Source organism: Bradyrhizobium commune, assembly GCF_015624505.1.
Taxonomy (GTDB): domain Bacteria; phylum Pseudomonadota; class Alphaproteobacteria; order Rhizobiales; family Xanthobacteraceae; genus Bradyrhizobium; species Bradyrhizobium commune.
In genome coordinates, this window is sequence record NZ_CP061379.1 from 4,023,114 (window position 1) to 4,045,890 (window position 22,777).

Here is a 22,777-nt window from a genome sequence, read left to right on the forward strand (position 1 = left end):
GCGCGGTTTCGGCCGGCGATTGCGGCTTTCTCGCGCCTTTGGCCCTGCGGGTAGACGTCTGGCGGGCGACGGTCGAGTACAGCTTTGTCCATCATCGACCAACAAATTACACTATAACGTATATTTTCTTTTTCTTGCCTTTCCTGGAGAGGCGTGTCAAGCAGGAATTGAATACGCACAGACTCGTGATCGGAGATCGACGATGATGAAGAAGAAGAGCCCGAAACGGGGCAGACCGACTAAGGATCTGGCCGGAGATGTCCAAACGCGGATCCTCGATGCGGCCGAGCACCTGTTTCTTCAGAGGGGCTACCGGAGCGCAAGCATCGACGAAATTTCCGAGATGGCGCCGGCAAGCAAGCCCACCATCTATGCCCACTTCCCCGGCAAGGAGGCCTTGTTCGCGGCCGTGGTCTCGCGCAAGATCAACGGATTGACGCGGTTCGAGGGGTTCACACCCGAGGGCCGCACGATCCAGGACAAGCTGATGAGCCTTGGGTCGACGATCGTTGAAAACTTCATCGAGGAGTCCCTGGGCATGGTGCGCGCGACGATTGCCGAGGCGGACCGGTTTCCGGAGTTGAGCCGGAATGTCGGGGATGCAGGGCGCGATCGTTCAGTGAAGGCCGTCTCCCGGCTTTTGAGTGAGGCGACTCAGAAGCTGGCGCGCACGCCCAGGGGACCGTTTGGCGACAAACGAAGCCTGGCAACCGCTCAGATCTTCCTGGATCTGATCCTGCTGCCGATGCTGTTTCGATCCCTGCTCGGGGAGACGCCGAAAGATCTGAAAAAGGAGTTGCCGACATTCATGCGTGAACGGGTCGGCTTCTTCCTGGCGGCCTGCGAGGCGGACTGGCCGCACTAGCGGCCTCGGTATTCTTTGGGGTGGCGCTCGAAGCGCCACCCGGCGGCTTCCAAAGCAATATCAAAGCAATGTTGTCGGCCGCGAGAGCTCGTCACCGCGACGAAAGGCTCAGCAATTCCCGACGGCAGGCCTCACCGAAGTCGCGCAAAGGGTCGATTTCCTTGTCCAGGGACGCGGCCAGTTCGGCAAATGTCGGGTTGGGCGCCAAGTAGGTCTCGATGATCAGGCGCCCGGTTCTCTCCGCGGCCGATATCACGTCATTGCTCGAAACAATCCTCATTCGCCCAATAAGTGCATGCAGCCTAACCAGTTCGGAAATCTCGGATTCGTTCCTGACCAGCGCGTCGGCGTAGAGCCGGGATGCTTCTTCGACGAAGCTTCGGTAGAGGCTTTCGCGGCTGGAGAACGACCGATGGTGATGACGCTCACGCCTCTTGCGGCGCTGCGCGGCCCATCCGCTCACGATGCTGGAGACCGCGCCAAAGGCCGAACCTCCGAACGCCGCCAGGGCGGGAACGTACATTGTGCTCATGTGATTACCCCACTCATTGCGTTGATGGACGGTATAAACTATACGGTATAGTGTATATAATAAAGGATCGCTCGTGTCAACGCAATCGCGCTTCCGCGCGACAATCCCCGGGGTGGTTGCTGCAGAGCAGGTCCCGGCAGAGCCGAGATCACGGGCTTGTCAAACTCGGGTGTCGCGCCCAAGCGCAACTGTCGCGCTCAGACACGCCACGGATTCTCTGACGATGTATCCGTGAGCGCCATCGCGGACGAGACGCGCGGGCACTTTCAAAGAGCGCCCTCTCCTCGTCTCAAGCGACTGAACTGCTCCAAACAAGTCGAGCATCCGAATCTAAAGCAACAACAGGAGAAGCTTCGTGAAGAATGTCACATCCCGCAACCGACCTGATGGTCAGCTCGCTGCATCCGGGGCCGGCCACCGGGCACCTGGCGAGCCCGCCGTTGCAAGCAAGGGAGTCGCCGCCCTGACCATGCGGACGAAACACGCCGTTCTGCTGGCTTCAGTTGGCGCTTTCGCAAGCTTCGCCGCAGCATCGACAGCGTGCGCCCAGGAGATGGCACCGCCGGCCAAGCCGCCGTGGAGCCAGGAAGCCGACGCGGCGCTCGCGCAGCTCGACGATACCCTTGCGGCACCGGAGCTGACGTTCACGGCAAGAACCATCCGTGTCTACCTGGACGAGTTCGGACAGCCGCTTCACATTTTTCATACGATGAAAGTGACGATGCGCCGCCCTGATCGGATCAAGATCCAGGTCAGCGGCGACGACGGCGCGCAAGACTTGTTCTATGATGGCAAGTCGGTCGCCATCTCCACCCCCGAGGCCAATACTTACGCTTTGCTGCCCGCACCGGGCGGTATCGCAGCGGCCGCGAACGAAGTCCTCGACAAGCTCAAGGTCGACTTTCCCCTGGTCAACTTCTTTGCGGCCGGAACCGAACAGTCGCTCTTGAATGGAATTGTCGGTGGCTGGCAGGTCGGAATGGACAGGATTGACGGGGTCGAGTGCCGGCACCTGTTCTTCAACAAGAGAGGCGGGACTGATCTGGAATTGTGGATCGAGAACAACGCCGCGGCGGTGCCGCATCGTCTCATCGTGACGTACCGCCTGCTTCCCGGCCAACCGAGTTTCACGGCGGAGTTCACCAACTGGGACAGCCGGGTTCGTACGGCCGATGCGGTATTCGCCTTCCAGGCACCTGCCGGAGCGAAACAGGTTGAACTCACGCCGGTCAATGCCTCGGCCCAGCAAGGGAGGCCATGATGAAGCGGCTGGCACTGACGCTAGCGTATGTTCTCGTTGCCGTTGCAGCAGCTCCTGATCTGGCGTTTGCGCAATTTGGTCCGCCGCCGGGCGGCCCGCCAATGGGCGGCGGCGGTCCCCCACGCCCACCCATGGGCGGGCCGCCCCGCCCACCGATGGGCGGACCGCCGCGTGGGCCCATGGGCGGCATGCCCGGCGGTCGGCCGCCCGGATTGGCAGCCGGTGGACCGCGCGGTCCGGGACCCGCGAACATCAGGGCGGGCGGTCCGATCGGGAACGGCAACATCGCTGTCCGGGGTCCCATGGGCAACGGGAACGTCGTCGGCTCCGGCAACATCGCGATGAATCGCGGCGGTAACGTTTATGCCGGCGCGTATTATGGCGGCGGTCGCGGATCCTATGGTGGTGGTGATGGTGGTGGTTACGGAGGCTACGGCTCTGGCTACTACAACCGCGGCTGGGGTGCTTATGCGGCAGGTGCCGCGACCGGTGCCGCGGCCGCATCAAGCTACTCGAACTCGGGCTATGGCTCTAATTACGACTATGGCTCCAGTTCCGGTTCGGGCTACGGTTATGATCAGCGCACCTACGACTCGAGCGGAAACTCGCGCTCATATTATGCGCGCGGCAGCCGACGCTCGTATTACTCGAACGATTGTCAGTGACACCACGATAGCCACCCCGGTTCGCACAGAACCGGGGTGGTCGCCAACCCGATGCTCAGAGTGATTGGCGGCCGCGAGCGAGGCTCAGGTCAGCGCTGGGCGACCGGATCGAGCCCGAGGCTCGACCGATAGAGCCGCGGTGACACACCGAACTGCTCCTTGAACAGTCGGCTGAAATGCGAGCTGCTGTTGAAACCCCAGGACAGGCAAATCTCGGTAATCCCGTGGCTTGCGTCCCCTCCGTCGCGGAGCGCATCTGCGCAGCGGCTCAGGCGCCGCCCCCAAATGTATCGTGACACCGAGCCCGCCGGATCGCGTGCGAATGCGCGGTGAATACTGCGAGCCGAGATCCCACAGCTATCGGCAATCGCGGCCACGGCAAGACCGGGGTCGGCGAGATGGGCCTCGATATAGGCCTTGGCCCGGGACATCAGGACGTCGCGGCAGGTCGACGCTGAAGCCGGCGCTCCCACCTGCTCGCGCAAGGCCTCCCACGCCATCATCGTGACCGCTATCCGCAGCGCCTCTCCGCTTGCCGGCGGGATGTGGCCGAGTTGACCGAAGATTTCGGTCAGAGTCTTTTGCAGAACCCGCGCGATCCCGATCTTTCCGTCAAGACGAGTAGCCGTTCCCGCGACGAGCAAGCGCTGAAGGTCGGGATCGGAGGGACGGGACAGGGCGACAGAGAGGAATTCGACCGCGCCTGTGATGGCCCAGGTTTCGACGGGCACAAGCGTATCCCAGAGGCACCAATCTCCGGGATGAAGAACGTACGACCTTCCGTCTTGACGGACGCGCGCACTGCCGGCCAATTGAAAGCTAAGCACGATCGGTGAAGGGAGAGTTGCGTTCTTGCAGCAGATCGCGCGCGCCAGAGAATGCGGCATCGCAGATGTCTTGAACACAAGAGCGTCGCCAAGTCCTCCGAATTCGAGCCGCGCCTGACCTGCCAATCACCTCCCCTCCTTCGCATTGGAAACCAGATCGGGGCCTGTAGCGACTGCCGCCGGCTGTAGCCCGTTAGGCAATTGCAAACTCTCTTCCGCCGGCTGTAGTTCGATAGCCTCTCCGCGAGCTGCGGAGCACAATGATCGAGCCGAGTAATCCATCATCTCATTGAACGTTGGCCGAACGGTGCATGCGGTGATCCGCAACGGGCTGAGATACGCGTCCATGGCTTCAAGCAAGCAACAGGCAAGCGTCATCGGGCTGCCCTGTCTAACCTCACTCGCTGCCTGTCCAGCCGCGATAACCGGCCGCACGATTCCCCGGATCCGGTCCGCGTGGGACAACGTAATTGGCCAGCTCTCGCGCACCGCCACGCCCACCAATTCGTGCAGCTTGCTATCGTTCGCCGCCCTGTCTGCATGCAGATCGGAAATTGCCTTCAACGCCGCACTCAGACGCTGCAGCGCCGAGCCGCTGCTGCGAGCCGCATGTGCGGCAGCCTCAGACACTTTTTCTAACAATGTCCCCACAACCGCTTCTTCGATCGCCTGCCTCGATGAAAAGAAACGATACACGTTTGTGGAAGACATCGAGGCGCGGCGAGCGATGTCGGCAACCGTGGTTTTCTTGTAACCGATGTCGCGATATAGCCGAATCGCTGCCTCTATGATTCGAGCACGGCTGAAGGACGCTCTGCCTCGCTCGGTGGTCTGTTCTGGCATCGTCTTTCGATCCTCAACGCGACGGAACAGCTTGCAATTCGCGGCGACAGGCTTCACCGAACTGTCGCAGCGGATCCATCTCGTCGATCAGCCTCGGAAGATCGACAAGCGACCGGTTGGGCGACAAGTAAGCTTCAAGGATCAGGCGGCCCGCGTTCTCCGCGGCGTGAACCACGTCGTCGCTCGAGACTATCCTCATACGGCCAACCAGCGCATACAGATTGACGAGCTGTGATATTTCGGACTTGTCGTTGACGAGCGCATCAGCATAGAGCCGTGATGCCTCCTCAATGAAACTTCGGTAGAGCTTTTCGCGCAGGGAATACGCCCGCGCATGGCCACGCCGCCGGGCTTTGCGCCGCTTGCTGAGCCATCCGGTCAGCATGGTTGATATCGCTCCGATGGTTGATCCTCCGAAAGCGGCCAAAGCCGGAACATACATTCGATCCACTGCATCGGTCCTTAGCTCGTGCGCTGGCGCATATTCGAAAAGCGCGCCGGGATGTTCGCGCGGCTGGGAACCGGCAAGACAGATAGCCCCCGCACGTCGCGGGCGGGATGGATCAGCATGCCTGCGATTTGCACGCAGCTGGACGGACTCGGCCGGAATTGTGCGTCATGAGCGAGACGATGCTCGGCCAGACGAGACGCGTGCTGGAGATTCAGGGCGATGTCCTCAGGATCGAGCAGCACGATCACGTGCCTCGCGAGTCGAGCGAGCGCATTGACGCGCCGACCCTCGTAGTTCAGAAGAATCGAGCCCGTTGCCGCAACCACGAGCAATGCGCGCGCGATCACGAGGTGGACATCGTCAAGCGTCGCGAACGAGCTTGCATCCGCAATACCGCGATTGCCGGTAATTTCCGGCACCGACGAGCACACCACTTTCGCGCGAGCAATCCTGCCGCGAACAGGCTGGAATACATCCTCGCCGTCCGGCGGCTCGATGAGAACTCCTCCCATGCGCTCGAGGCTCTGTTTGAAGACAGCGAGCATCGCAGCACGCCAGATCTCGTCGAACAGCGGCACTGCTGCAAGAGGCAGCTCAGCCCTTTCGTTATCGGCCGGAGGCGCGGAAAGTATCTTCTGACGGCAATTCATTTCTTTTCTCCGCGATGGCAGGTAATGCCGCGGCTCGTTTGCTGGGGAAGAGGCCGCAACGGGCAAGATTTAGGACGTTACGATCGGCCGCGGCAAAAGCGAGAAGAGCCGGCAGCACGTTCAGGCCGATCAGGAAGATGAGGGCGAGCCTGTTGGGCGGGGCCGCGGCGTCCTCAACGCTCAACGTGAACGGGATGATGTACGGCCAGAACGAGACGGCAAGCGTTCCGAAGCCGGCTACAAAAATTGCCACCGTCATGTACAGCGGCAGCCGGCGCCGTTCATGGCGAGCGGTTACCGCTAACAGGAAGGCTGTGACGCCACCTGTTGCGGGGATCACAAACAGATAGGGCCGCTCCAACCATCGGCTCATCACCTCAAGGTCCACAAGCGCGTAGAAGAACAGGAAGATGAAGAAAGCGAACAGACCTCCTGCGAGACCTGGCAGCATTTGGCGTGCTTGCTCCTGGACGGGTCCTCCGCATTTTTGAAAGATCAAGCACGCACCGAGCAGCCCATAGCCGAAACAGAGACCGACGCCAGAGAGCAGAGCGAAGGGGCTCAACCAGCCGACCGCGCCGCCCATGTAGTGGCCTCTCGCCACGGAGATGCCCTCGACGAGAGCGCCGACCATCGATCCTTGCATGAAAGCCGCCATCAGGCATCCACCGCAAAGCACCAGATCCCAGATCAACCTAAAGCGTACGGCCCTCTGACGGAGATCGAATGCTACGGCGCGCAGGATGAAGCTGGCCAACACCAGAAGTGCGGGGACATAGAAGGCCGAGTACAGCACCGCACAAGCGATCGGGAAACCGGCCCACAGCGAAACACCGGCGGTGATCAGCCACAGTTCACTACCAGCCTGGACCGGAGTAACGGTACCAAGCATGAGGCGGCGGGACCTCTCGTTCGGGCCCAATCCAAGCAATATCCCCACGCCGAGAACTGAACCGTTCTGGAAAACGTAAAGCAGAAGGTGGATCGCGAACGTTGCAACCCAGAACATGACCATCGCCACTCTCCTGCGGCTTTGAATGAATCCGGAACGCCGGTGCATTTATTGGGATCAATTAGGCTGAGCGATTGTCCTGTCTCTCGGGACCGGAATTCTACTGGACGCCGGTATGAACGGCTAAGCGTTGGCTTAATGCGGGCTCCCTTGCAGTCGCGAAACGATCGCTGCATTCGCTCAGAAAAAAGGCCGACAGCGAAACGCTGTCGGCCCAAGCGGCCCGTCGGTGTTGCGTCCATTCGCGGCACGAACGCCGGAGCGTCTCGGGAGGAGAGGCGCTTTTCGGGCCTTGCGTCGAACCAGCGCCGATCGGCGGAACAGCGCGGGCAACTTCGACGGGATTAAGGTAACAAAGCTGGAGGCTCACTTCTTGTCCGAAATTGTCGTTAACTTGTTCGCAACCAACCGCGTCGGAAACCTTTCACTCGACGGAGAGCTTGCGCGAGCGGCGATAGTCGCATGGCGACATCCCGACATGCTGACGAAAACGCCGGGCGCAATGACTCTGATCGGCAAATCCCGCCGCAGCAGCGATCTCCGATAACGCCATAGCGGTGCCGGACAACAGTGCCATGGTCAGTTCGACGCGTCGCCGGATCAGATAGTCGTGCGGCGTCACTCCGAGCGAACGCTTGAATGCCCGCACGAAGTAGCAAACCGAGAGGTTCGCGAGCTTTGCCAGCAGCTTGACGGTGATCCGCTGTCCAATGTGTCCCTCGATATAGTCACGTATCCTTCGTACGACGCTCGGCGCCAAGCCACCGCGCGCGGGGACCATCGATGCGATCGCGCCGCCTTCGGCGCCATTTCTGGAATTCCGGCCGGGCAGACCCCGCGGAGCCATTTGCTGGTTGATGGCGAACCTGTCCAGACTGTGCGCACGGCTCCTATCGTCCAGAATCGGCATCATCACACGCTTCCTTCTGATCTGACCAATGTTCGGCTCGACGCGAAGCTCACAGCTCAATCACGGCCCAGACATGTTCGGCTTGGCAACCCTGAATAGAACAATGATATTCTGGAGGGCGATGCGCACAACTAAGCCAAAGCACCGGCAGCTCGCGCATTGGATTACCGATACTCGAACCAAATGAGGTGAAGGGGCGTCTATGACGCCTGCTCTGGAGATTCGCCGGATCGGACGGCTGAACCTAGGCATCGTTCAAGATGGTCGTCGTCCACCGGTTTGCTGAGGTAGCAGACGACGCCATCCTTCAAGGCGCGGTCCCGGACCACGTCGTCTGGGTATGCCGTCACCAGAATTGTCGGGATCTTGTAGCCCGCATCGCGAAGATGCCTGTGGAGTTCAGGTCCTGTCATTCCAGGCATGTTGACGTCAGCGACCAGGCACGCCGTCTTGGCAACAAAGGGCGAAGCCAAGAAACTCGCCGCCGATGGAAACGACTCGGCCGTATAGCCGAGCAGCGCTATCAACTTTTGCATGGACTCGCGAAAGGGTTGGTTATCCTCGACGATCGCGATCAACTTCTGCTTCTGTTTCGGCATTGCGGCTTCCAGGCAGTTGCCCGCCGGCACATTCCGCGCCTGCATGCAACTTGCAGTCTCCGTCCGGGGCCGGGAGAATGCAATGCCGCGGCCCCTAAGCCATGGCTTATGCTCCCCTCGTTCCCACAGGCGAGAAGCCCTGTTCTTGACGCCGAACTGTAAGTAAGATCAACCCGAAAGGGACAAGAGGTGTCCTGAGAAATTCAGGTGCAGGGATGCTGGATGCTACTCCCAATGTCCTGATCATCGATGACGATGCGGAGTTTCGCGACTCGGTGGGGCGGCTGTTGCGCACCGTCGGACTGAAGACGCAGCAATTTTCATGTGTATCTGATTTCCTGAGTGCCGATCACATTTCGGACGTCCCGACCTGCCTCCTGGTCGATGTGAGAATGCCGGGGCGAAGCGGCCTCGATCTTCAAAGTGAGCTTGCCGCAGCTCACAGAAATCTCCCGATCATCTTCATCACCGCGCATGGCGACATTCCGATGACGGTGCGCGCGATGAAGGGGGGAGCCATTGAGTTTCTGACAAAGCCGTTTCGTGACCAGGATCTTCTCGATGCTATAGCGGCGGGGCTCGCGCGCGATCGAGCGCGTCGGGAGAGTGAGAAGGCTCTCGAAGAACTTAAACGACGTTTCGAGACGCTCAGTCCACGCGAACGCGAGATCATGATTCAGGCAACGGCCGGGCGCCTCAACAAGCAGATTGCCAACGATGTCGGCATCGCCGAATCGACGGTAAAGGTGCATCGGACCAATCTGATGCGAAAAATGAAAGCGCGCTCCCTTCCCGAGCTCAGCCGAATGGCGGATGCGCTCGGGCTTGCGCCGGGGAAGCCGCAGCACTCCTGACGAACCGTCGAATTACCAGCTTTTGAACCTTGTTTGCCAGCTCGGGCCGCGCCTTCATCCGGCCCAGTGGAAGCTCCCCTCGCCTCCATCTTCCTAAGCGTTGGCTTAGCTCGGCCAACCCACAAGCGAACCTGGCGCCACTTCGGTCCAATGGACCGCCGCGCCAGCCCCCGCGATGCTGGCGGGGTGCACTGCTTGCGCTTGGCACTTGACTGCGAGCAGCTCGAACAATTCACCCTAGAGGAGCCGTCCGACCATGACATTCAGATACAGGTCTGGCTTGTTCTTTGCGGCGGTCGTGCTGGTTTGCAGCACGAGCGTCTTCGCGCAGCAAAATCAGGGTACGGCCGACCAGCAGGGGGCCTGCGCGCCCGATGCCTTTCGACTGTGCAGCAACTACATTCCCGACCCGACTAACGTCGCAAGCTGCCTGCGGCAGCGGCGCTCTGAGCTGAGCGGTGCCTGCGGAGCGGTCTTCGATCAGGCTGACCGCACGGCTGAAACCAGGGTCAGATCAAGACGAAGCAGAGAGTATTGACCGATTGCGATGGGTCGAGCGAGCGCAAACCACGTTGCCATCGGCGGGGAGTTGCGTGCGTGGGAGGCGAACAAGGAAAGCCTGGGTTGGCTCGTCCATCCTTCGTGTGAGGCTGCATATGAGAGTCAAGCTCTGCGCCCGCTGCCCCTATTCGCCGCAAGATTTGGCGGACTTCTACGACGCGAGCTCCAGCTTTCATCTCTGCGTTCGGTGCGACGGTAAAGCAGCGGCAGCAGAGCTCACCATTCTCATGACGTCCAATGGAGAGGCACAATGTGCAACAGCGACGAACGCCCTGAACACCGTGAGCCAAGCAAGGCCTGCGCTCTCTGCGGCGGAAAGTTTGGCCTGATCCGGTATTATTCCTGCCGGACCGCTCTCTGTTCCAAGCAATGCCTCGCGCGCTCGATAGCGCGTCGCGAACGCGACCGGCAGTGGTTGTTTCGCGCATATGCCGCAGCAAGCGTGGACGCATCGAGCATGGGCCCGCAACAATTCTGATGCGGTAGGTTGCGCCTTGAAGCGTCCTTGCAGAGGTCTCTTATCAAATCACCTTTGCGCGCCGCCGCCAGCCCTCTCTCCGGCCGATACAGCCTACTGCTTCGCATTGGGAGGCGCGACATGAGGTTCGTCCTGGTCAATGGCAGAACTCCGCTCCGCACGACGTTCTGCCTGCAATGCTGTGAAAAGATCAGCGGCAGCTATCTGCGTGAGCTGAGGCTGCGCCTGCCCTACTGCGACTATGAATGCTATGCGCGCCATCGCGAACTCGAAGCCCGGACAATGGGCGCGCGCGACGGCAGCTTTGCGGTCGCGGTCACTCACCCCGGCGTTTCTGTCGGCGCACGCGTTGATGACCTAACAAGGAGGTGATAGCCAGCCCGTCGACCGAAACCGCGTGGCGGCCGCGCTCACCGTGGCCTGGAAGCGCAAACCTGCCCCCGAGCCGCTCCCGGGATGCGGGGGGCCGCGGCCGCCACGTCGGCCAGCCTTGTGTCCAGCATCACCATCCGCTCACGCCCCTCTGCCGCGACCTAGCGGTAGCGCGGCTGATTCCAGCGATGGCCGATCAGGGCAAGGATGATGATGACGCCATCGAAGAACTGGACGTAGAAGCCCGAGAGCCCGGCACCGACCACTCCGGTTTGAATGAAAGAGACGATCAGGGCACCGATCGCCCCGCCGGCAACCGTGCCGACCCCGCCCCAGGTCGGGGTGCCGCCGACGAACACCGAGGCAAGCACCGGCAGAAAATAACCTTCGCCTGCGGTCGGCCACCAGGTGAAATTGATGAGGGTTGAGAAAATTCCTGCGAGCGCTGCCCCCAGACCGACGAAGATGAAGGTCTTGACCCTGACCCAATCAACGTCGATCCCCATTTGTCGGGCGCTGTCCGGATTGTCGCCGACGATCTTCACCTGGACGCCGAAGCGGTGCCGGTTGAAGAGCAGCGCAGCGAAGATAACGAAGCCGAGCGCCCAGACCGCCTGCGCCGGTATGCCGAAGACGATGCTGGAAAACATTCTCCTGAGCGAGCTCTCGCTCAGTGACGTCAACGCGATTGGCATGCCCTCGTTGGCAATCTGGACCAAGCCCCGCAGCACGAAATTCATGCCCAGCGTGGCGACGAGCGAGGACAGGTTGAAGTACACCACGATCGACCCCACGATGAGCCCAAGCATCATGCCGGCGGCGATCCCGACTGCGACGCCGAGATAGGGCGTAAATCCGGCGTGGACGACTAGCGCGAATATCCAGGCAGCAAAACCCATCGTCGCTGGAAACGAGAGGTCGATTTCTCCGGCCGTCACGACGAACACGAGCGGCACGACGAGAAACAGCGCGACCGGCAGCGTCGTCAGCACCGAACGGTAGATGTTCCACTCGGAAAAGACCCGCGGGTTCGCAGCAAGGAAGACGGTCATCATCACGACGAAGACTGCAAATGTTCCGAGTGGCGCGCGATTGGCGTCGATGAAGCGCCGTATTGGATGATTGAGGATGGCGGCGGCTGCGCTTGCCTCGCCCGTATGGGGGCCGAGCAGTTCGGTCACCGGTTCGCCCCCGCGTCGGCCACGGACTGAGCCATGGCGGTCGGCGGCCGCGCCACGTCCTCCATGAAGGCGACGAGCGCGTCGGCCGAAGGCAACGTGGCCCGGTCGGCTTCGAGCACGACCGTGCCGCGATCGAGAACAATGAACCTGTCCGCAACATCGTAGACGTGGTGGATGTTGTGTCCGATGAAAAGGACCGAGCGTCCTGAGGCTTTGACCTGATGCACGAAGCGGAGCACCTTGGCGGTCTCAACGAGCGACAGCGCGGCTGTCGGCTCGTCGAGGATGATCAACTCGGCCTGATTGTAGATGGCACGGGCCATGGCAACACCTTGCCGCTCTCCGCCGGAAAGCTGCCCGACGATCGAGCGCGGCGAGAGCAGGCTCGAGGTGAATCCGATCTCCCGCATCAACCACTCGGCCTCGCGGATCTCCTTGCCGAGTTTCAACCACCCGAAACGACCGGTCAGCTCGCGCCCCATGAAGATGTTGCGGACGACCGACTGCTGCATGGCGAGGGCGCGATCCTGGAACACGGTCTCGATGCCGGCTTGACGTGACCGTAACGCGCTCCAGCCGGCCGCCAATCGTCCGCGAAGCAGGATTTCGCCCGAGGTCGGCTCAACGACGCCGGCGAGGATCTTGATCAAGGTGGACTTTCCTGCACCGTTGTCCCCGACGAGGCCAACCACCTCGCCCTTGCCGATGCGGATATTCACGCCGCTCAACGCGCAGATCCGTCCGAAGAACTTGCTGACGTTCCGAAGCTCCACGAGCCGTTCGGTCATATTGCCTTCCTCACCGCACACCTTCGGTGGCGAGCTTGGCTATCTCCTTGTAATTGTCGGGAGTTACGAATCCGGCGCCCGTATCCACGCTGATCGGCGTGAAACGGTAAACGATCTGCTGGCAAAGGCTGAGGATCGGCAAATAGCCCTGCAGGAAGGGCTGCTGATCGGCGGCAAGCTGCACCCAACCGCCCTTAAAGCCTTCCACCACCTGCGGGCTCGTATCGACGCCGAAATTGAACACCTCGCCGGGCTTCTTGCCCGCGGCCTGCATGAAAGCAGGCACATTGCCGAGCATCTGGCCGCCCCCATAGCCGACCGCCTTGACCTCGGGGTACCTGGCGAGGGCAGCGGTGATTACCGGCAGCGCAAGATTCGGATCGGCCGCCCACCCCGGGTACGAATTGATCTTGATGACCTTGACACCCGCCTCCTCCATCGCCGCGATGGTCGCGCGTTCGCGCGCGCCGCGGTTCTCGTTCTCGAACGGACCTTGCATAAACGCGACATCGCCGGCCTTCAGCCCTGCGCGCTTGACCACCTCCGCGCCAAGCGCGCGCCCGAGTTGCGCCACCTGGGCGCCGACATATCCGCCGCCGAACCTGGCGATGACCTTCGGCACGGGCACGTTCTGATACATCATCTTGATGCCAGCGCTCGCGGCCTCCTCGGCAAGAGGCATGATGGCGGCGTCGCCGGGGTGGCCCATCATGGCGATGCCGTCAGGCTTGACCGCGACCGCCTCACGCAACTGCTGGATCATCCGCTCGACATCCCAGCCGGAGAAAATGTAGTCGACCGTCGGCCCAAGGTCACGTTCGGCCTGTTTGGCACCCTTGTAGACGACAGTGCCGAACGAGTCCCCTTCTGCACCGCCGACGAAGAAACGAAGATGCACGCCTTTGCACCATTTGTCGCGCACCTCGGCGCGCGCCGGCGCCGCCGGCCAGACCAGCGTGAATGCGCTCGCCGCGGCAAGGAACACGACGGCGAATGCGGAGACTACTCGACCATTCTGTCCAATTTTCATCCTGTTCATTATAACTCTCCCAATCACTTCAAAGCCGACGGTTCTTGTGTTGCCGACTTGAGGCCAGGGTTCCTGCTATCCGAACCTTCGGCTTCGCGGGCAGCTGGCGTCATCTGGACCGTTTCAAAGCATGTTGAGCTAGGAATCTCTGTGCTTTCATTGACTGCCGGGAGGGTGAACTGAAACACAGCGCCTCGCGGTCGATTAGCCTCCGTCCACAGACGGCCGCCATGGGCATCAACGATGGATCGGCAGATCGAGAGTCCCATACCGATTCCGCCGGATTTGGTCGTGTAGAAGGGTTCGAAAATTTGATCGAGATGTTCGGATTCAATTCCATATCCTGAATCGCGAACCCCTACGAGGATGCCGCCCGTCTGACTTGGCTCGGTGCTAATCGATAACTCTCGCATTCCCTCCTTATCCGAGCTCATCGCCTCCACAGCGTTCAGGATCAAGTTCAGCATGACCTGTTGAAGTTGAACGCGGTCGCCCCGAACGGACGCCATATGGGCCATAAGTCCAGTGTGGACCGACACTTTGTTCCTGTGCAGTGCCGTTCGCACCATCACAATCACCTCATGAATCGCTTCGTTGAGGTCAAATACGTCCCTTTGCGGAGGCGCTTTCCTGATGTGATCGCGAACGCGGCCGACGACGTCCTTGGCCCGGTCGGCGTCCCTGACGACGCAGCCGAGCGCTTCCTTGACTTCGCTCAGATTTGGCGGGCTCATTTCCAGCAAGCGCATCCCCGCGCGCGCGTTGTTGCGCGCGGTGCCGATCGGATGCAGGATCTCGTGCGCCAGCGACGCCGTCAACTCTCCCATGATACTCAAACGATTCATGTGCGCCAGATCCGACTCGAGCTGGAGCAGTCGCTCGGCTTGCGCCTGCGCGCGCCTGCGTTCGGTGACATCGACATGTGTCGTGACGATCTGGTCGATATCGCCATGCGCGGAAAGCAATGGATGGGAGGTCGCTTCGATGTGCTTGACTGTCCCACAACACACGATTCTGAACTCGATCGAATGCTCCCCCTTTTCGCGCAGCGCTTTCCGAATCTCCTTGCGCACTCTGTCGCGATCGTCCGAATGGATCCGTTGCAAAACACTTTCCGCATCAGGCAAGCCTTGCAAAGGGTCAAAGTCCCAAAGGCGGTAGCATTCTTCCGACCAGTAGAGATTCCCTCCGGCGCCATAGACCGACGTGCCGGTGTGGCTAAGCCTCTGCGCTTCAGCCAGATAGGCTTCGCTGCGCTGGAGCGCCTCCTCCGCCCGCTTGCGCGCGGTGACGTCACGTACCAGGCTCAAATACCGGCGGCCGCCTTGCTCGATCAGGCCGCCGCGAACCTCCACCGGGAAGGACGTGCCGTCCTTGCGCTTGTGGCGGGTCTCGAAAGTGACCGTCTCGCCCGAGAGCATTCGCTGTCTCAGGCGCTCGATCGCCTCCTCGTCAAGGGCAAGGTCAAAATCGCGTGGATGTTTCCCGATCAGTTCTTCGCGGCTGTACCCTAAGCTCTCGCAGGCGTGGCGATTAACGTCGAGAACCATGGCATGATCATCGAACAGGAAAAAACCGTCAGCTGCATAGTCCACGAAGGTGCGGAATCGCCGCTCGCTCGCGCGGAGCTCCTGCTCGGTACTTCTCAGCTCCGTGATGTCGTGCAGGACGCCAAACTGCCGTAGCGGCCTCCCCGTCTCGTCCCAAGTGACATCGCCGTGGCTGCGGATGACTCGCCCCGCTCCGTCAGGACGTATGACCCGATATTCCAATTCGTAGCGTGGCCCGCCGGGATGTAGGGCAGCCGAGGCGGCTTCGGCTGCCGTCGCCCGGTCTTCCGGATGGATCAATTCCAGCCATCGCCCATGCCAGTCCGGCAAATCGACCGGCTTAACGCCGAAAATCCGCGAAACCTCATCCGAAAGAGTCACGTGGTTGGTGGTGAAGTCTCGTTCCCACCATCCAAAATGCGCGACCCGCTCCGCCTTCTCCCACTTCGCTTGCACTCCGCGGAGTTCGTCCGCCGCGCGCCCGAGTCTTGTCGTGAGCGCGGTTACGACCAACGACGTCGTCAAGAACACCGCGGTTCTCTCAAGATCATGCGGAAGATCGATGCTGAGCTGAAACAGTGGAGGCGCGAAGAAGTAATTGAGGCAGGCTGCGGCGAGGATCGACAGAACCACGGAGGCGCCGAAGCTGCCGAAAAGCGAAACGAGAGCGAGCAAGATCACATAGGCAAAGCCGGTGCGCGCAAGCCCAAAGCCGAGCTGAACACAGACCAGGGCGATCAATATCAGCCCGACGATGCCAAGCGCGAACTGGGCAGCAACCGCGGGCAGCCGGGCCCTGCGGTTGCGCGCGGTGTTGATGCGAAGCAGATCCTGGACGATGCTCACGACGGCTCCCTCATGGACTACGCCGGGTGAAGGTTACTCATGGGCTGTCCGGCCCGGCGAGCAGAGTGAACTGAAAAATTGCACCCCGGGGTCGATTGGCCTCGGCCCACAAGCGGCCACCATGAGCTGCAATGATGGACTGACAGATCGAGAGCCCCATCCCCATTCCGCTGGGCTTGGTGGTATGGAACGGCTTGAAGACTTGGTCGAGATGCTGCGGATCGATGCCCGGCCCGGAATCGGCAACTGCGACGAGGATGCCGCCGCGGTCGCCTGGCCCGGTGCTGATCGAGAGTTCGCGCGGCCCCTCCCCTGCAGCGCTCATGGCCTCCACGGCGTTCAGGATCAGATTGAGCACGACCTGCTGCAGTTGAACACGATCGCCGTCAACGGACATCAGACCTTCCTTCAGGCGGGTGTGGACTGCAACGCTGTTTCTATCGATTGCATGCCGCACCATCACGATCACCTCATCGATGGCCTCGTTGAGATCGAATGTCTCTTTTCTCGGAGGTGATTTCTTGATGTGATCCCGGATGCGGCCGACAATGTCTTTGGCTCGGTCGGCATCCCGCACCACGCATGCCAGCGCCTCCATGACCTCGCCAAGGTTTGGCCGCTTCATTTCCAGGAAGCGCATGCCGGCACGAGCGTTATTCCGCGCAGTGGCAATCGGATGAAGAATCTCGTGCGCCAGAGAGGCGGTCAGCTCTCCCATGACACCCAGCCGGTTGAGATGCGCGAGGTCCGTTTCGAGCTGCCGTACCCGCTCCCGCTCAGCTTCAGCCCGTTTGCGTTCCGTTATGTCGATTGTCGTACCGACAACTTCAATGAGTTCTCCTGCCGCCGAGTACGAGGGGTGACCGATCGACCGCAGATGCTTGATCGTGCCGTCCGGTAGGACGATCCTGTAGTCGATCGCATATCCGCCGTTCTGGCGCGATCCCCCCTGGTGCTTTTCCAGGAATCTATTGCGATCATCCGGGTGAAGCCGTTGCTGCCAGATTTCGCGGCTTGGAATGCCCTGCAGCGGGTCAAATCCCCAGATCCGATAAAGCTCTTCGGACCAATACAGCGACCCCGTTGCGTTGAAAGAATACGCGCCGGTATTGCTCAGCCTCTGCGCTTCGGCAAGATAAGCTTCGCTGCGCCGAAGCGCCTCTTCCGCTCTTTTGCGCTCGGTGATGTCCCGCCCGACACCCCGGTAACCGATAAAGTGTCCGGTCTCGTCAAATGCCGGCAGCCCGGAGACGGATATGCAACGTTTGACGCCGCCCGGCGTCAGCCGCGCCACCTCGAAGTCTCGGACGGGCAGGCGGGCATCGAGTGCTTCACGGAGCTTGCGCCAGGCCTCGGCGTCAGGCTCGAGGTAAGGCGTTTCCCACGGCATCGTGCCGATCGGCGGCTGCTCGCCAGCGACGCCCTCGGGAAACTCCCGACGGACATAGCGATACTGCGCGTCGATCTCCCAGTAGATGTCGAAAGAGAACCGAACGAGTGTGCGAAAGCGCTCCTCACTGGCCCGCAATTCGTGCTCCTTCCGCTTGCGCTCGGTCAGGTCGACGACGAAGGCGACGCCCTCGGTTCTTGTAGCGTCGAAAGACGCGGCGCCGATCAGCACCGGCACACGGCTTCCGTCCTTGCGGAAGTATTCTTTCTCAAACGGTCGGCAAACGCCGAATTGGCGCAATTCGGCCAGCGTCTGCGTGTCTCTCTCGCGCCACTCAGGCGGGGTCAGCCCGTATCGCCGCATGCGGCCCGACACGAACTCGTCCCGGTCATATCCGAGCATCTGGAGGAATGCGTCATTGGCCTCAAGAAGAAAGTCCTGCGAATCCTGCTGCGGAAGACGCCAGGTGAAGATGCCGATGATGTTCGCGTCGACCAGCCGCCTGATCTTCGCTTCGCGTTGCTCGAGATCGCGATACAGAACGGCATTTTCCAAGGCGATCGCGGCCTGAGATGCCAACAGCTTCAGCACGGCCGTGTGCCTGGGCGAAAAGACACCAGGGCTGAGGTTGTTCTCGAGATAGAGCACACCAGTGAAGCTGGCCCTGTTGAGCAGGGGCACGCACAGGATAGATCGTGCCCGGCGCTCCACGATATAGGGATCGGCAGAAAACGGCGCCTCTCTCTCTGCGTCATCCAGAACGATGAACTCCGAGGTTCGCACCACGTGATTGAGCATCGAGAGCGGCAGCATGGAAGCGCTGACCGGTTCCTCACGTTGCTCAACGATGATCGAATGGCCGATTGTTCTGGCCGATGCCTTTAGCTGCGGTCCATCCTGTTGCGAAAAAATGAGCAGGCCCCGCTCCGCGCCCGCCTGTTCAATAGCGGTCCGCAACAGCGTATCGATGAGCCTTTCCAGATTCATCTCGCCTGAGACGGCCTGCGACACCTTCGTGATAGTCGCAAGATCGAGCTGTTCGACCCGCGTTCCGATCGTGCTTGTCGGCCCCGGTGCCCTCTCCTGCTCGCTGAGCTGCGGGTGCATATCGTCGAGCTGCCTGGCTTTGCCTTCGGCGCCCCAACGCAAATAGCAGGAGCGGGCTTTGCGCAGATACAGATGCGCGATGTCCCCGAAGTCGCGTGCCGCATAGAAGCGCGCGGCCCGTTCGTACGCGAGCGCTTCTTCTTGCACGAGGTCATTGATACGAGCCGAACGTATGGCCTGTTCGAACAAGCGTTCGGCTTCGATTTCCCGGTCCTGCAAATGTGCGATCTCGGCATCGAGCAGTGCGGCGCGGCTCGCAAAATTTTCCGGGCAATGCTCGGCCCAGACCCGGAGCTGGCGCTGGTGAGCAGCCAGCTTCTCCCGATAATGGCTACGTTGGTCGACAGATGCGAAGTCCCACAGCCCGATCAGTGCCAGCGCAGCAAATAAGTGGTAGTCGGCCCGCTCGAAGATCACCGGCGACATCCACAGTAGTCGTTCCGCGCTTGTCGCGGCAGCAAGTGCGATCGCATCATCGTTGGCAAGGACACGTGCCTGCAGCTTGCGGATCCAGTACGTGCAAGCTGCTATCCCGCGACTTGGCTGAGCCTCTAGCTGCGACTCAAACTGCCGCTCGTCGAACCCATTCTCGTTGAAGCAGCCGAACGAGGACGACAGACCGCGTAGAGTCCGGATGAACCGGATCTGTGCCGTAATGAGAGCCTCGACAAGACCGAACCCAGCGCCACGGGCAAATTTGAGCCCGGCCTCGGCCTCACGCTCCACATCAGAGAGGGGAGCGCCGGCAGCGAGAAGCTGGGTCACGAGATTGTTCCGGCTAATCACAGCATAGGTGACGTCGCCGGCCTGCTGCGCGGCCTCGAAGGTATACTGGGCAACGGGGCACCCGTTCCGAAAGTGGCGCGGGGACGGTTTGGCGAGATTGCTGAAGGCCAGGTAGACGCGGGCCCTCAGCCGTTCCATTCCAGGCGACGCCGCCAGCTCCACACCGAGCTCACCGAATCGGAATCCCAGCTCGTAATTGCCGAAATAGAGGCTCACGACGTTGCCGACGGCGGCGTAAACATAGCAGGAGGCGTCGCTATTGCCGTGCGTCAGACAAAGATTTCCCATGCGACAGATGATCCGGCACCGCAGCTTCTCGTCCGTGAACAGGGCTGGAGTTACGAGCGAGGTGAGGACATCGATCGCCGCGCATGCGATCGGATCCGCCATGCTGGGCAAATTGAGCAGTGCTTCGACCGGGCGGCCCCCGAGCTGCCGGCTCAACTCCGAATATTCATCCTCTACGTCCTTTATCGTCGGATGCGCCGACCAGCCGATGCCGAAACGTCGCAGGCACTCGAGCCCGACCGCAATGGCGCGATCGCTTTGGTCAAGCGTCATGAACAGGTCGACGCGCAAACGCGTAACGGTTGCGAGCTCAGGTGGGCTAGCGGCCCGGTCTGCCAGTCCGGCGAGGCGCGCTTCCGCTTCAGCCAGCGCACCCGTGAGAAACTCGCATTCGGCTCGTTGCACCTCCAAAGCGAAGGCGAGATCATGCCGGCGCCGCCATGCATCTGCCGGCAGCAGCGCCGTGCCGGCGACAAGATAAGTCAGGGCGGAAGAATAGGCCGTTGAGAACTTTGCGCGCTGGCCCGCAATCAGGTTCAGCCCGGCGAGCCGCTCGCGCTCATCGTCCGCGTTGATCAAGTTGCTTCCGCGGTTGAGCTGTCCGACAATCTCGAAAATGCCGTCCTCAACCGATGTCGGCAGCCCGTCAGCGAGGAGTCGTCGGCCAATAGCGAGGTGGACGGCCTGGCGCTCGCCGTCGGGGATCAACGCATAGGCCGCTTCCCGAACACGATCATGCAGAAATCGATAGGCGCCGCCTTCCCGAAACAGAATTCTCGCCCGGATCGCCGGCCCGACCGTCGCGTTCACCGCATCCTCGGTATCACCGCGCACCAGCGCGAAGGTCGCAACGGGCGTGGCGCTGCCAAGACAGGCGAGTTGCTGGAGAGCCGTACGGGTCGCGACCGGTAGGCGGCGCAGCTTGCGCAACATGAAGTCCGCGACGTTGTCGGTATAGTCCTTGGCACGTATCTGCTTGAGGTCCCATCGCCAGGACGCAGTGCCGCGATCAAAGGCCAGCAGCCCCTCCTCGGCGAGGGCCGTCAGAAACTGGATGGCGAAGAACGGATTCCCGGCAGTCTTTGCATGTACCAGCCGGGCCAGGGCCTGGATGGGGCGTGAACGTAGCGCGTCGGCAACCATCCGGCTCACGTCCTCGAGCCCGAGCGGCTTCAACGTGATCTCCCGCACGCGTCCGCCGGCTCCGCCGATCGCCGCCAGTCGTCGCATCAGAGGATGCGCAGGCGTGACCTCGTCATCGCGATAAGCGCCAACAACAAGCAGGTGCTGCAGTTCCGGCTGGGTCAAGAGATCCTCAAGAACATCGAGCGTGGCTGCATCAAGCCATTGCAGGTCGTCGAGGAAGAGCGCCAGCGGGTGCTCCGGTCGGGCGAACGCAGCGAGCAGACGACGCAGCGCAAGTTGAAAACGGCGCTGGGCATCTTTCGGCGACAGCTCCGGCGCCGGCGGCTGCGGACCGATGAGGATTTCGAGTTCGGGTACGAGTGTCGCCATCAGTGCGCCGTTAGGACCAAGCGCTGCGACCAGCGCCGCGCGCCACGGGGCGAGATCGGCTTCGCTTTTCCCCAACAGAGGCCGGATCAGGCCCTGAAGCGCTTGCGCCAGACTGGCATAGGGGATGTCACGCTTGAGCTGATCGAATTTGCCGGACGCAAACAGGCCGCGTGAGGGCACCAGCGCGCGGTGCAGTTCGGCCACCAGCACCGACTTGCCCACGCCGCCCTGACCGGCGACCACGACGAGCTCAGGCCCTCCACCCGCGACAACGCGATCGAAGGCGCCAAGCAGGCTTTCGACCTCGTGCTCTCGGCCATACAGCTTCTCGGGGATCAACAGCCGATCCGGCGCGTCACGCTCACCGAGCAAAAAACGCGCGATGTGGCTCTGCCGTATCCATTCGTTGAGGCAATGCCTGAGATCGTGACCGAGACCGGCAGCTGTCTGGTATCGCTCCTCCGCCGTCTTGGCGAGGAGTTTTGCCACGATGTCGGAGACCGGCACCGGAATGCTTGCGCATCGCTCGCTCGCCGCGACCGGCTTTCGCGCGATATGACAGTGGACCCATTCCATCGGGTCGGCAGCGTTGAACGGCAGCACGCCTGTCAACATTCGATAGAACGACACGCCAAGCGCGTAGAGATCGGCGCGGGAATCGATCGACCGGTTCATTCGCCCGGTTTGTTCGGGCGCCATATAGGCGAGTGTGCCCGCGATGATGTCTGGCGGCTCGGGCGTGCGCCGTTCGCGCGGCAGTCTCGATGCCAGCCCAAATCCCGCCAACCGCACCGGCCCGTTCGCGCAGTTCACAAAGATATTGGCGGGCTTGACGTCCTTGTGGATCAGACCGAGCGAATGAGTCTTCGACAGGACCTTGGCGATATCGATTGCGAGGCGCAGGAAAGCCTCGATGTCCATGGGCTCGCCGATCAGCTGCTCGAGCGGCTCGCCACCGGGATCATCCAGAAGGAGCAAGGTCCGGCCGCCTTGGCGCACGAGATCGAGCGGCCGGACAGCCCAGGTCGCATCAAGCTCATCCTTTAGACCGTATTCGTGGACGAGACGGTCGAGGATAGCAGGCGAGGCCTGCTCCGCGGCGGGGACGGCAATCAGAACCGACTCCAGGCTGGTGCCGCCTTGCTTGAGGCGCCGCCCACGGTAGAGGGCATACTGGGAGTCCTCCCACAAGACCTGGAGATCAGCTATCTCACCAGCGTCGTGTTGAAAGCGTAGGTTCAAACGCCGGACTCCTCGCGGCAACGTGAGATTATGCCGTGCAGCAATAGGTGGCGCAACCTAAGCCAAAGTACCGGTCCGGCGGCATGTTTGAAGGCGCTGGGCTGCAAGCCGGTGAGAACCCCAAGGTACCCCCTCCGCCACGCGAGGTATACCTAAATACCGCTACCCGCGAAA

The 22,777-nt window shown here is 61.4% G+C and carries 18 protein-coding genes; 5 read left to right on the forward strand and 13 right to left on the reverse strand.

From position 1 onward, the window contains the following. The first annotated feature begins 202 nt into the window (after positions 1-202). Entirely contained in the window at positions 203-865 is a 663-nt protein-coding gene (locus tag IC761_RS18995) for a TetR/AcrR family transcriptional regulator (protein ID WP_195798179.1), read from the forward strand. A gap of 91 nt (positions 866-956) precedes the next feature. On the opposite strand, the gene IC761_RS19000 is transcribed toward IC761_RS18995, so the two are convergent. Next, the gene (locus IC761_RS19000; protein ID WP_195798180.1) at positions 957-1,397 is read right to left on the reverse strand and encodes a hypothetical protein; all 441 of its coding nucleotides are present in this window, start codon (positions 1,395-1,397) and stop codon (positions 957-959) included. 355 nt (positions 1,398-1,752) lie between these two features. On the opposite strand from IC761_RS19000, the gene IC761_RS19005 reads away from it, so the two are divergent. Both IC761_RS19005 and IC761_RS19010 read left to right on the forward strand, forming a co-directional pair. Beyond that, a complete protein-coding gene (locus IC761_RS19005; RefSeq protein ID WP_195798181.1) occupies positions 1,753-2,658 on the forward strand; it encodes a DUF2092 domain-containing protein in 906 nt (301 codons plus the stop codon). A gap of 302 nt (positions 2,659-2,960) precedes the next feature. Next, positions 2,961-3,323, forward strand: coding sequence for a hypothetical protein (locus IC761_RS19010; RefSeq protein WP_195798182.1), 363 nt, complete (start codon positions 2,961-2,963; stop codon positions 3,321-3,323). Positions 3,324-3,412: 89 nt separating this feature from the next. On the opposite strand, the gene IC761_RS19015 is transcribed toward IC761_RS19010, so the two are convergent. The 7 genes from IC761_RS19015 to IC761_RS19045 all read right to left on the reverse strand — a co-directional run bounded on the left by IC761_RS19015 (position 3,413) and on the right by IC761_RS19045 (position 8,660). Continuing rightward, the gene (locus IC761_RS19015; RefSeq protein WP_246791570.1) at positions 3,413-4,210 is read right to left on the reverse strand and encodes a helix-turn-helix domain-containing protein; all 798 of its coding nucleotides are present in this window, start codon (positions 4,208-4,210) and stop codon (positions 3,413-3,415) included. Between the two features lie 66 nt (positions 4,211-4,276). Continuing rightward, a complete protein-coding gene (locus tag IC761_RS19020; protein WP_195798184.1) occupies positions 4,277-4,993 on the reverse strand; it encodes a TetR/AcrR family transcriptional regulator in 717 nt (238 codons plus the stop codon). 13 nt (positions 4,994-5,006) lie between these two features. Further along, positions 5,007-5,378, reverse strand: coding sequence for a hypothetical protein (locus IC761_RS19025; RefSeq protein WP_246791271.1), 372 nt, complete (start codon positions 5,376-5,378; stop codon positions 5,007-5,009). Between the two features lie 77 nt (positions 5,379-5,455). Continuing rightward, a complete protein-coding gene (locus tag IC761_RS19030) occupies positions 5,456-6,094 on the reverse strand; it encodes a hypothetical protein (RefSeq protein WP_195798186.1) in 639 nt (212 codons plus the stop codon). Further along, a complete protein-coding gene (locus tag IC761_RS19035) occupies positions 6,051-7,109 on the reverse strand; it encodes a cytochrome d ubiquinol oxidase subunit II (RefSeq protein ID WP_195798187.1) in 1,059 nt (352 codons plus the stop codon). Before IC761_RS19035 ends, IC761_RS19030 begins: the two co-directional genes overlap by 44 nt. A 421-nt stretch (positions 7,110-7,530) precedes the next feature. Then, positions 7,531-8,019: a helix-turn-helix domain-containing protein gene (locus IC761_RS19040; protein ID WP_195798188.1), complete on the reverse strand. Its 489-nt coding sequence runs from the start codon at positions 8,017-8,019 to the stop codon at positions 7,531-7,533. 197 nt (positions 8,020-8,216) lie between these two features. After that, on the reverse strand, positions 8,217-8,660 hold the full coding sequence (locus IC761_RS19045; protein ID WP_246791272.1) for a response regulator transcription factor: 444 nt from the start codon (positions 8,658-8,660) through the stop codon (positions 8,217-8,219). Between the two features lie 170 nt (positions 8,661-8,830). Between IC761_RS19045 and IC761_RS19050 the strand changes: the two genes are divergently transcribed. Both IC761_RS19050 and IC761_RS19055 read left to right on the forward strand, forming a co-directional pair. Further along, positions 8,831-9,469 (forward strand): response regulator transcription factor, encoded by a 639-nt coding sequence (locus tag IC761_RS19050; RefSeq protein ID WP_195798189.1) that lies wholly within the window; start codon positions 8,831-8,833, stop codon positions 9,467-9,469. A 1,159-nt stretch (positions 9,470-10,628) separates the two neighbouring features. Beyond that, positions 10,629-10,880 (forward strand): hypothetical protein, encoded by a 252-nt coding sequence (locus IC761_RS19055; RefSeq protein WP_195804890.1) that lies wholly within the window; start codon positions 10,629-10,631, stop codon positions 10,878-10,880. A 161-nt stretch (positions 10,881-11,041) separates the two neighbouring features. Here IC761_RS19055 and IC761_RS19060 read toward each other — a convergent pair whose 3' ends face one another. From IC761_RS19060 to IC761_RS19080, 5 genes are read right to left on the reverse strand one after another with little or no spacing between them, the layout of a single operon-like run. Beyond that, positions 11,042-12,061, reverse strand: a complete 1,020-nt coding sequence (locus IC761_RS19060) for an ABC transporter permease (RefSeq protein ID WP_246791273.1) — start codon at positions 12,059-12,061, stop codon at positions 11,042-11,044. Beyond that, complete coding sequence (locus IC761_RS19065) at positions 12,058-12,849, reverse strand: ATP-binding cassette domain-containing protein (protein WP_195798190.1); 792 nt, start codon at positions 12,847-12,849, stop codon at positions 12,058-12,060. Before IC761_RS19065 ends, IC761_RS19060 begins: the two co-directional genes overlap by 4 nt. 10 nt (positions 12,850-12,859) lie before the next feature. Then, positions 12,860-13,879, reverse strand: coding sequence for a substrate-binding domain-containing protein (locus IC761_RS19070; RefSeq protein WP_195804705.1), 1,020 nt, complete (start codon positions 13,877-13,879; stop codon positions 12,860-12,862). A 23-nt stretch (positions 13,880-13,902) separates the two neighbouring features. Then, a complete protein-coding gene (locus IC761_RS19075) occupies positions 13,903-16,275 on the reverse strand; it encodes a PAS domain S-box protein (protein WP_195798191.1) in 2,373 nt (790 codons plus the stop codon). Positions 16,276-16,312: 37 nt separating this feature from the next. Beyond that, the gene (locus tag IC761_RS19080; protein WP_195798192.1) at positions 16,313-22,603 is read right to left on the reverse strand and encodes an AAA family ATPase; all 6,291 of its coding nucleotides are present in this window, start codon (positions 22,601-22,603) and stop codon (positions 16,313-16,315) included. Positions 22,604-22,777: the final 174 nt, after the last annotated feature.

Bases quoted from the DNA above. Each gene is read 5' to 3' on its own strand.
- IC761_RS18995 (WP_195798179.1), top strand. From the start codon at position 203: ATGATGAAGAAGAAGAGCCCGAAACGGGGCAGACCGACTAAGGATCTG.
- IC761_RS19000 (WP_195798180.1), bottom strand. From the start codon at position 1,397: ATGAGCACAATGTACGTTCCCGCCCTGGCGGCGTTCGGAGGTTCGGCC.
- IC761_RS19010 (WP_195798182.1), top strand. From the start codon at position 2,961: ATGGGCAACGGGAACGTCGTCGGCTCCGGCAACATCGCGATGAATCGC.
- IC761_RS19015 (WP_246791570.1), bottom strand. From the start codon at position 4,210: ATGCCGCATTCTCTGGCGCGCGCGATCTGCTGCAAGAACGCAACTCTC.
- IC761_RS19020 (WP_195798184.1), bottom strand. From the start codon at position 4,993: ATGCCAGAACAGACCACCGAGCGAGGCAGAGCGTCCTTCAGCCGTGCT.
- IC761_RS19025 (WP_246791271.1), bottom strand. From the start codon at position 5,378: ATGCTGACCGGATGGCTCAGCAAGCGGCGCAAAGCCCGGCGGCGTGGC.
- IC761_RS19030 (WP_195798186.1), bottom strand. From the start codon at position 6,094: ATGAATTGCCGTCAGAAGATACTTTCCGCGCCTCCGGCCGATAACGAA.
- IC761_RS19035 (WP_195798187.1), bottom strand. From the start codon at position 7,109: ATGGTCATGTTCTGGGTTGCAACGTTCGCGATCCACCTTCTGCTTTAC.
- IC761_RS19040 (WP_195798188.1), bottom strand. From the start codon at position 8,019: ATGATGCCGATTCTGGACGATAGGAGCCGTGCGCACAGTCTGGACAGG.
- IC761_RS19045 (WP_246791272.1), bottom strand. From the start codon at position 8,660: ATGCAGGCGCGGAATGTGCCGGCGGGCAACTGCCTGGAAGCCGCAATG.
- IC761_RS19050 (WP_195798189.1), top strand. From the start codon at position 8,831: ATGCTGGATGCTACTCCCAATGTCCTGATCATCGATGACGATGCGGAG.
- IC761_RS19055 (WP_195804890.1), top strand. From the start codon at position 10,629: ATGAGGTTCGTCCTGGTCAATGGCAGAACTCCGCTCCGCACGACGTTC.
- IC761_RS19065 (WP_195798190.1), bottom strand. From the start codon at position 12,849: ATGACCGAACGGCTCGTGGAGCTTCGGAACGTCAGCAAGTTCTTCGGA.
- IC761_RS19070 (WP_195804705.1), bottom strand. From the start codon at position 13,879: ATGAAAATTGGACAGAATGGTCGAGTAGTCTCCGCATTCGCCGTCGTG.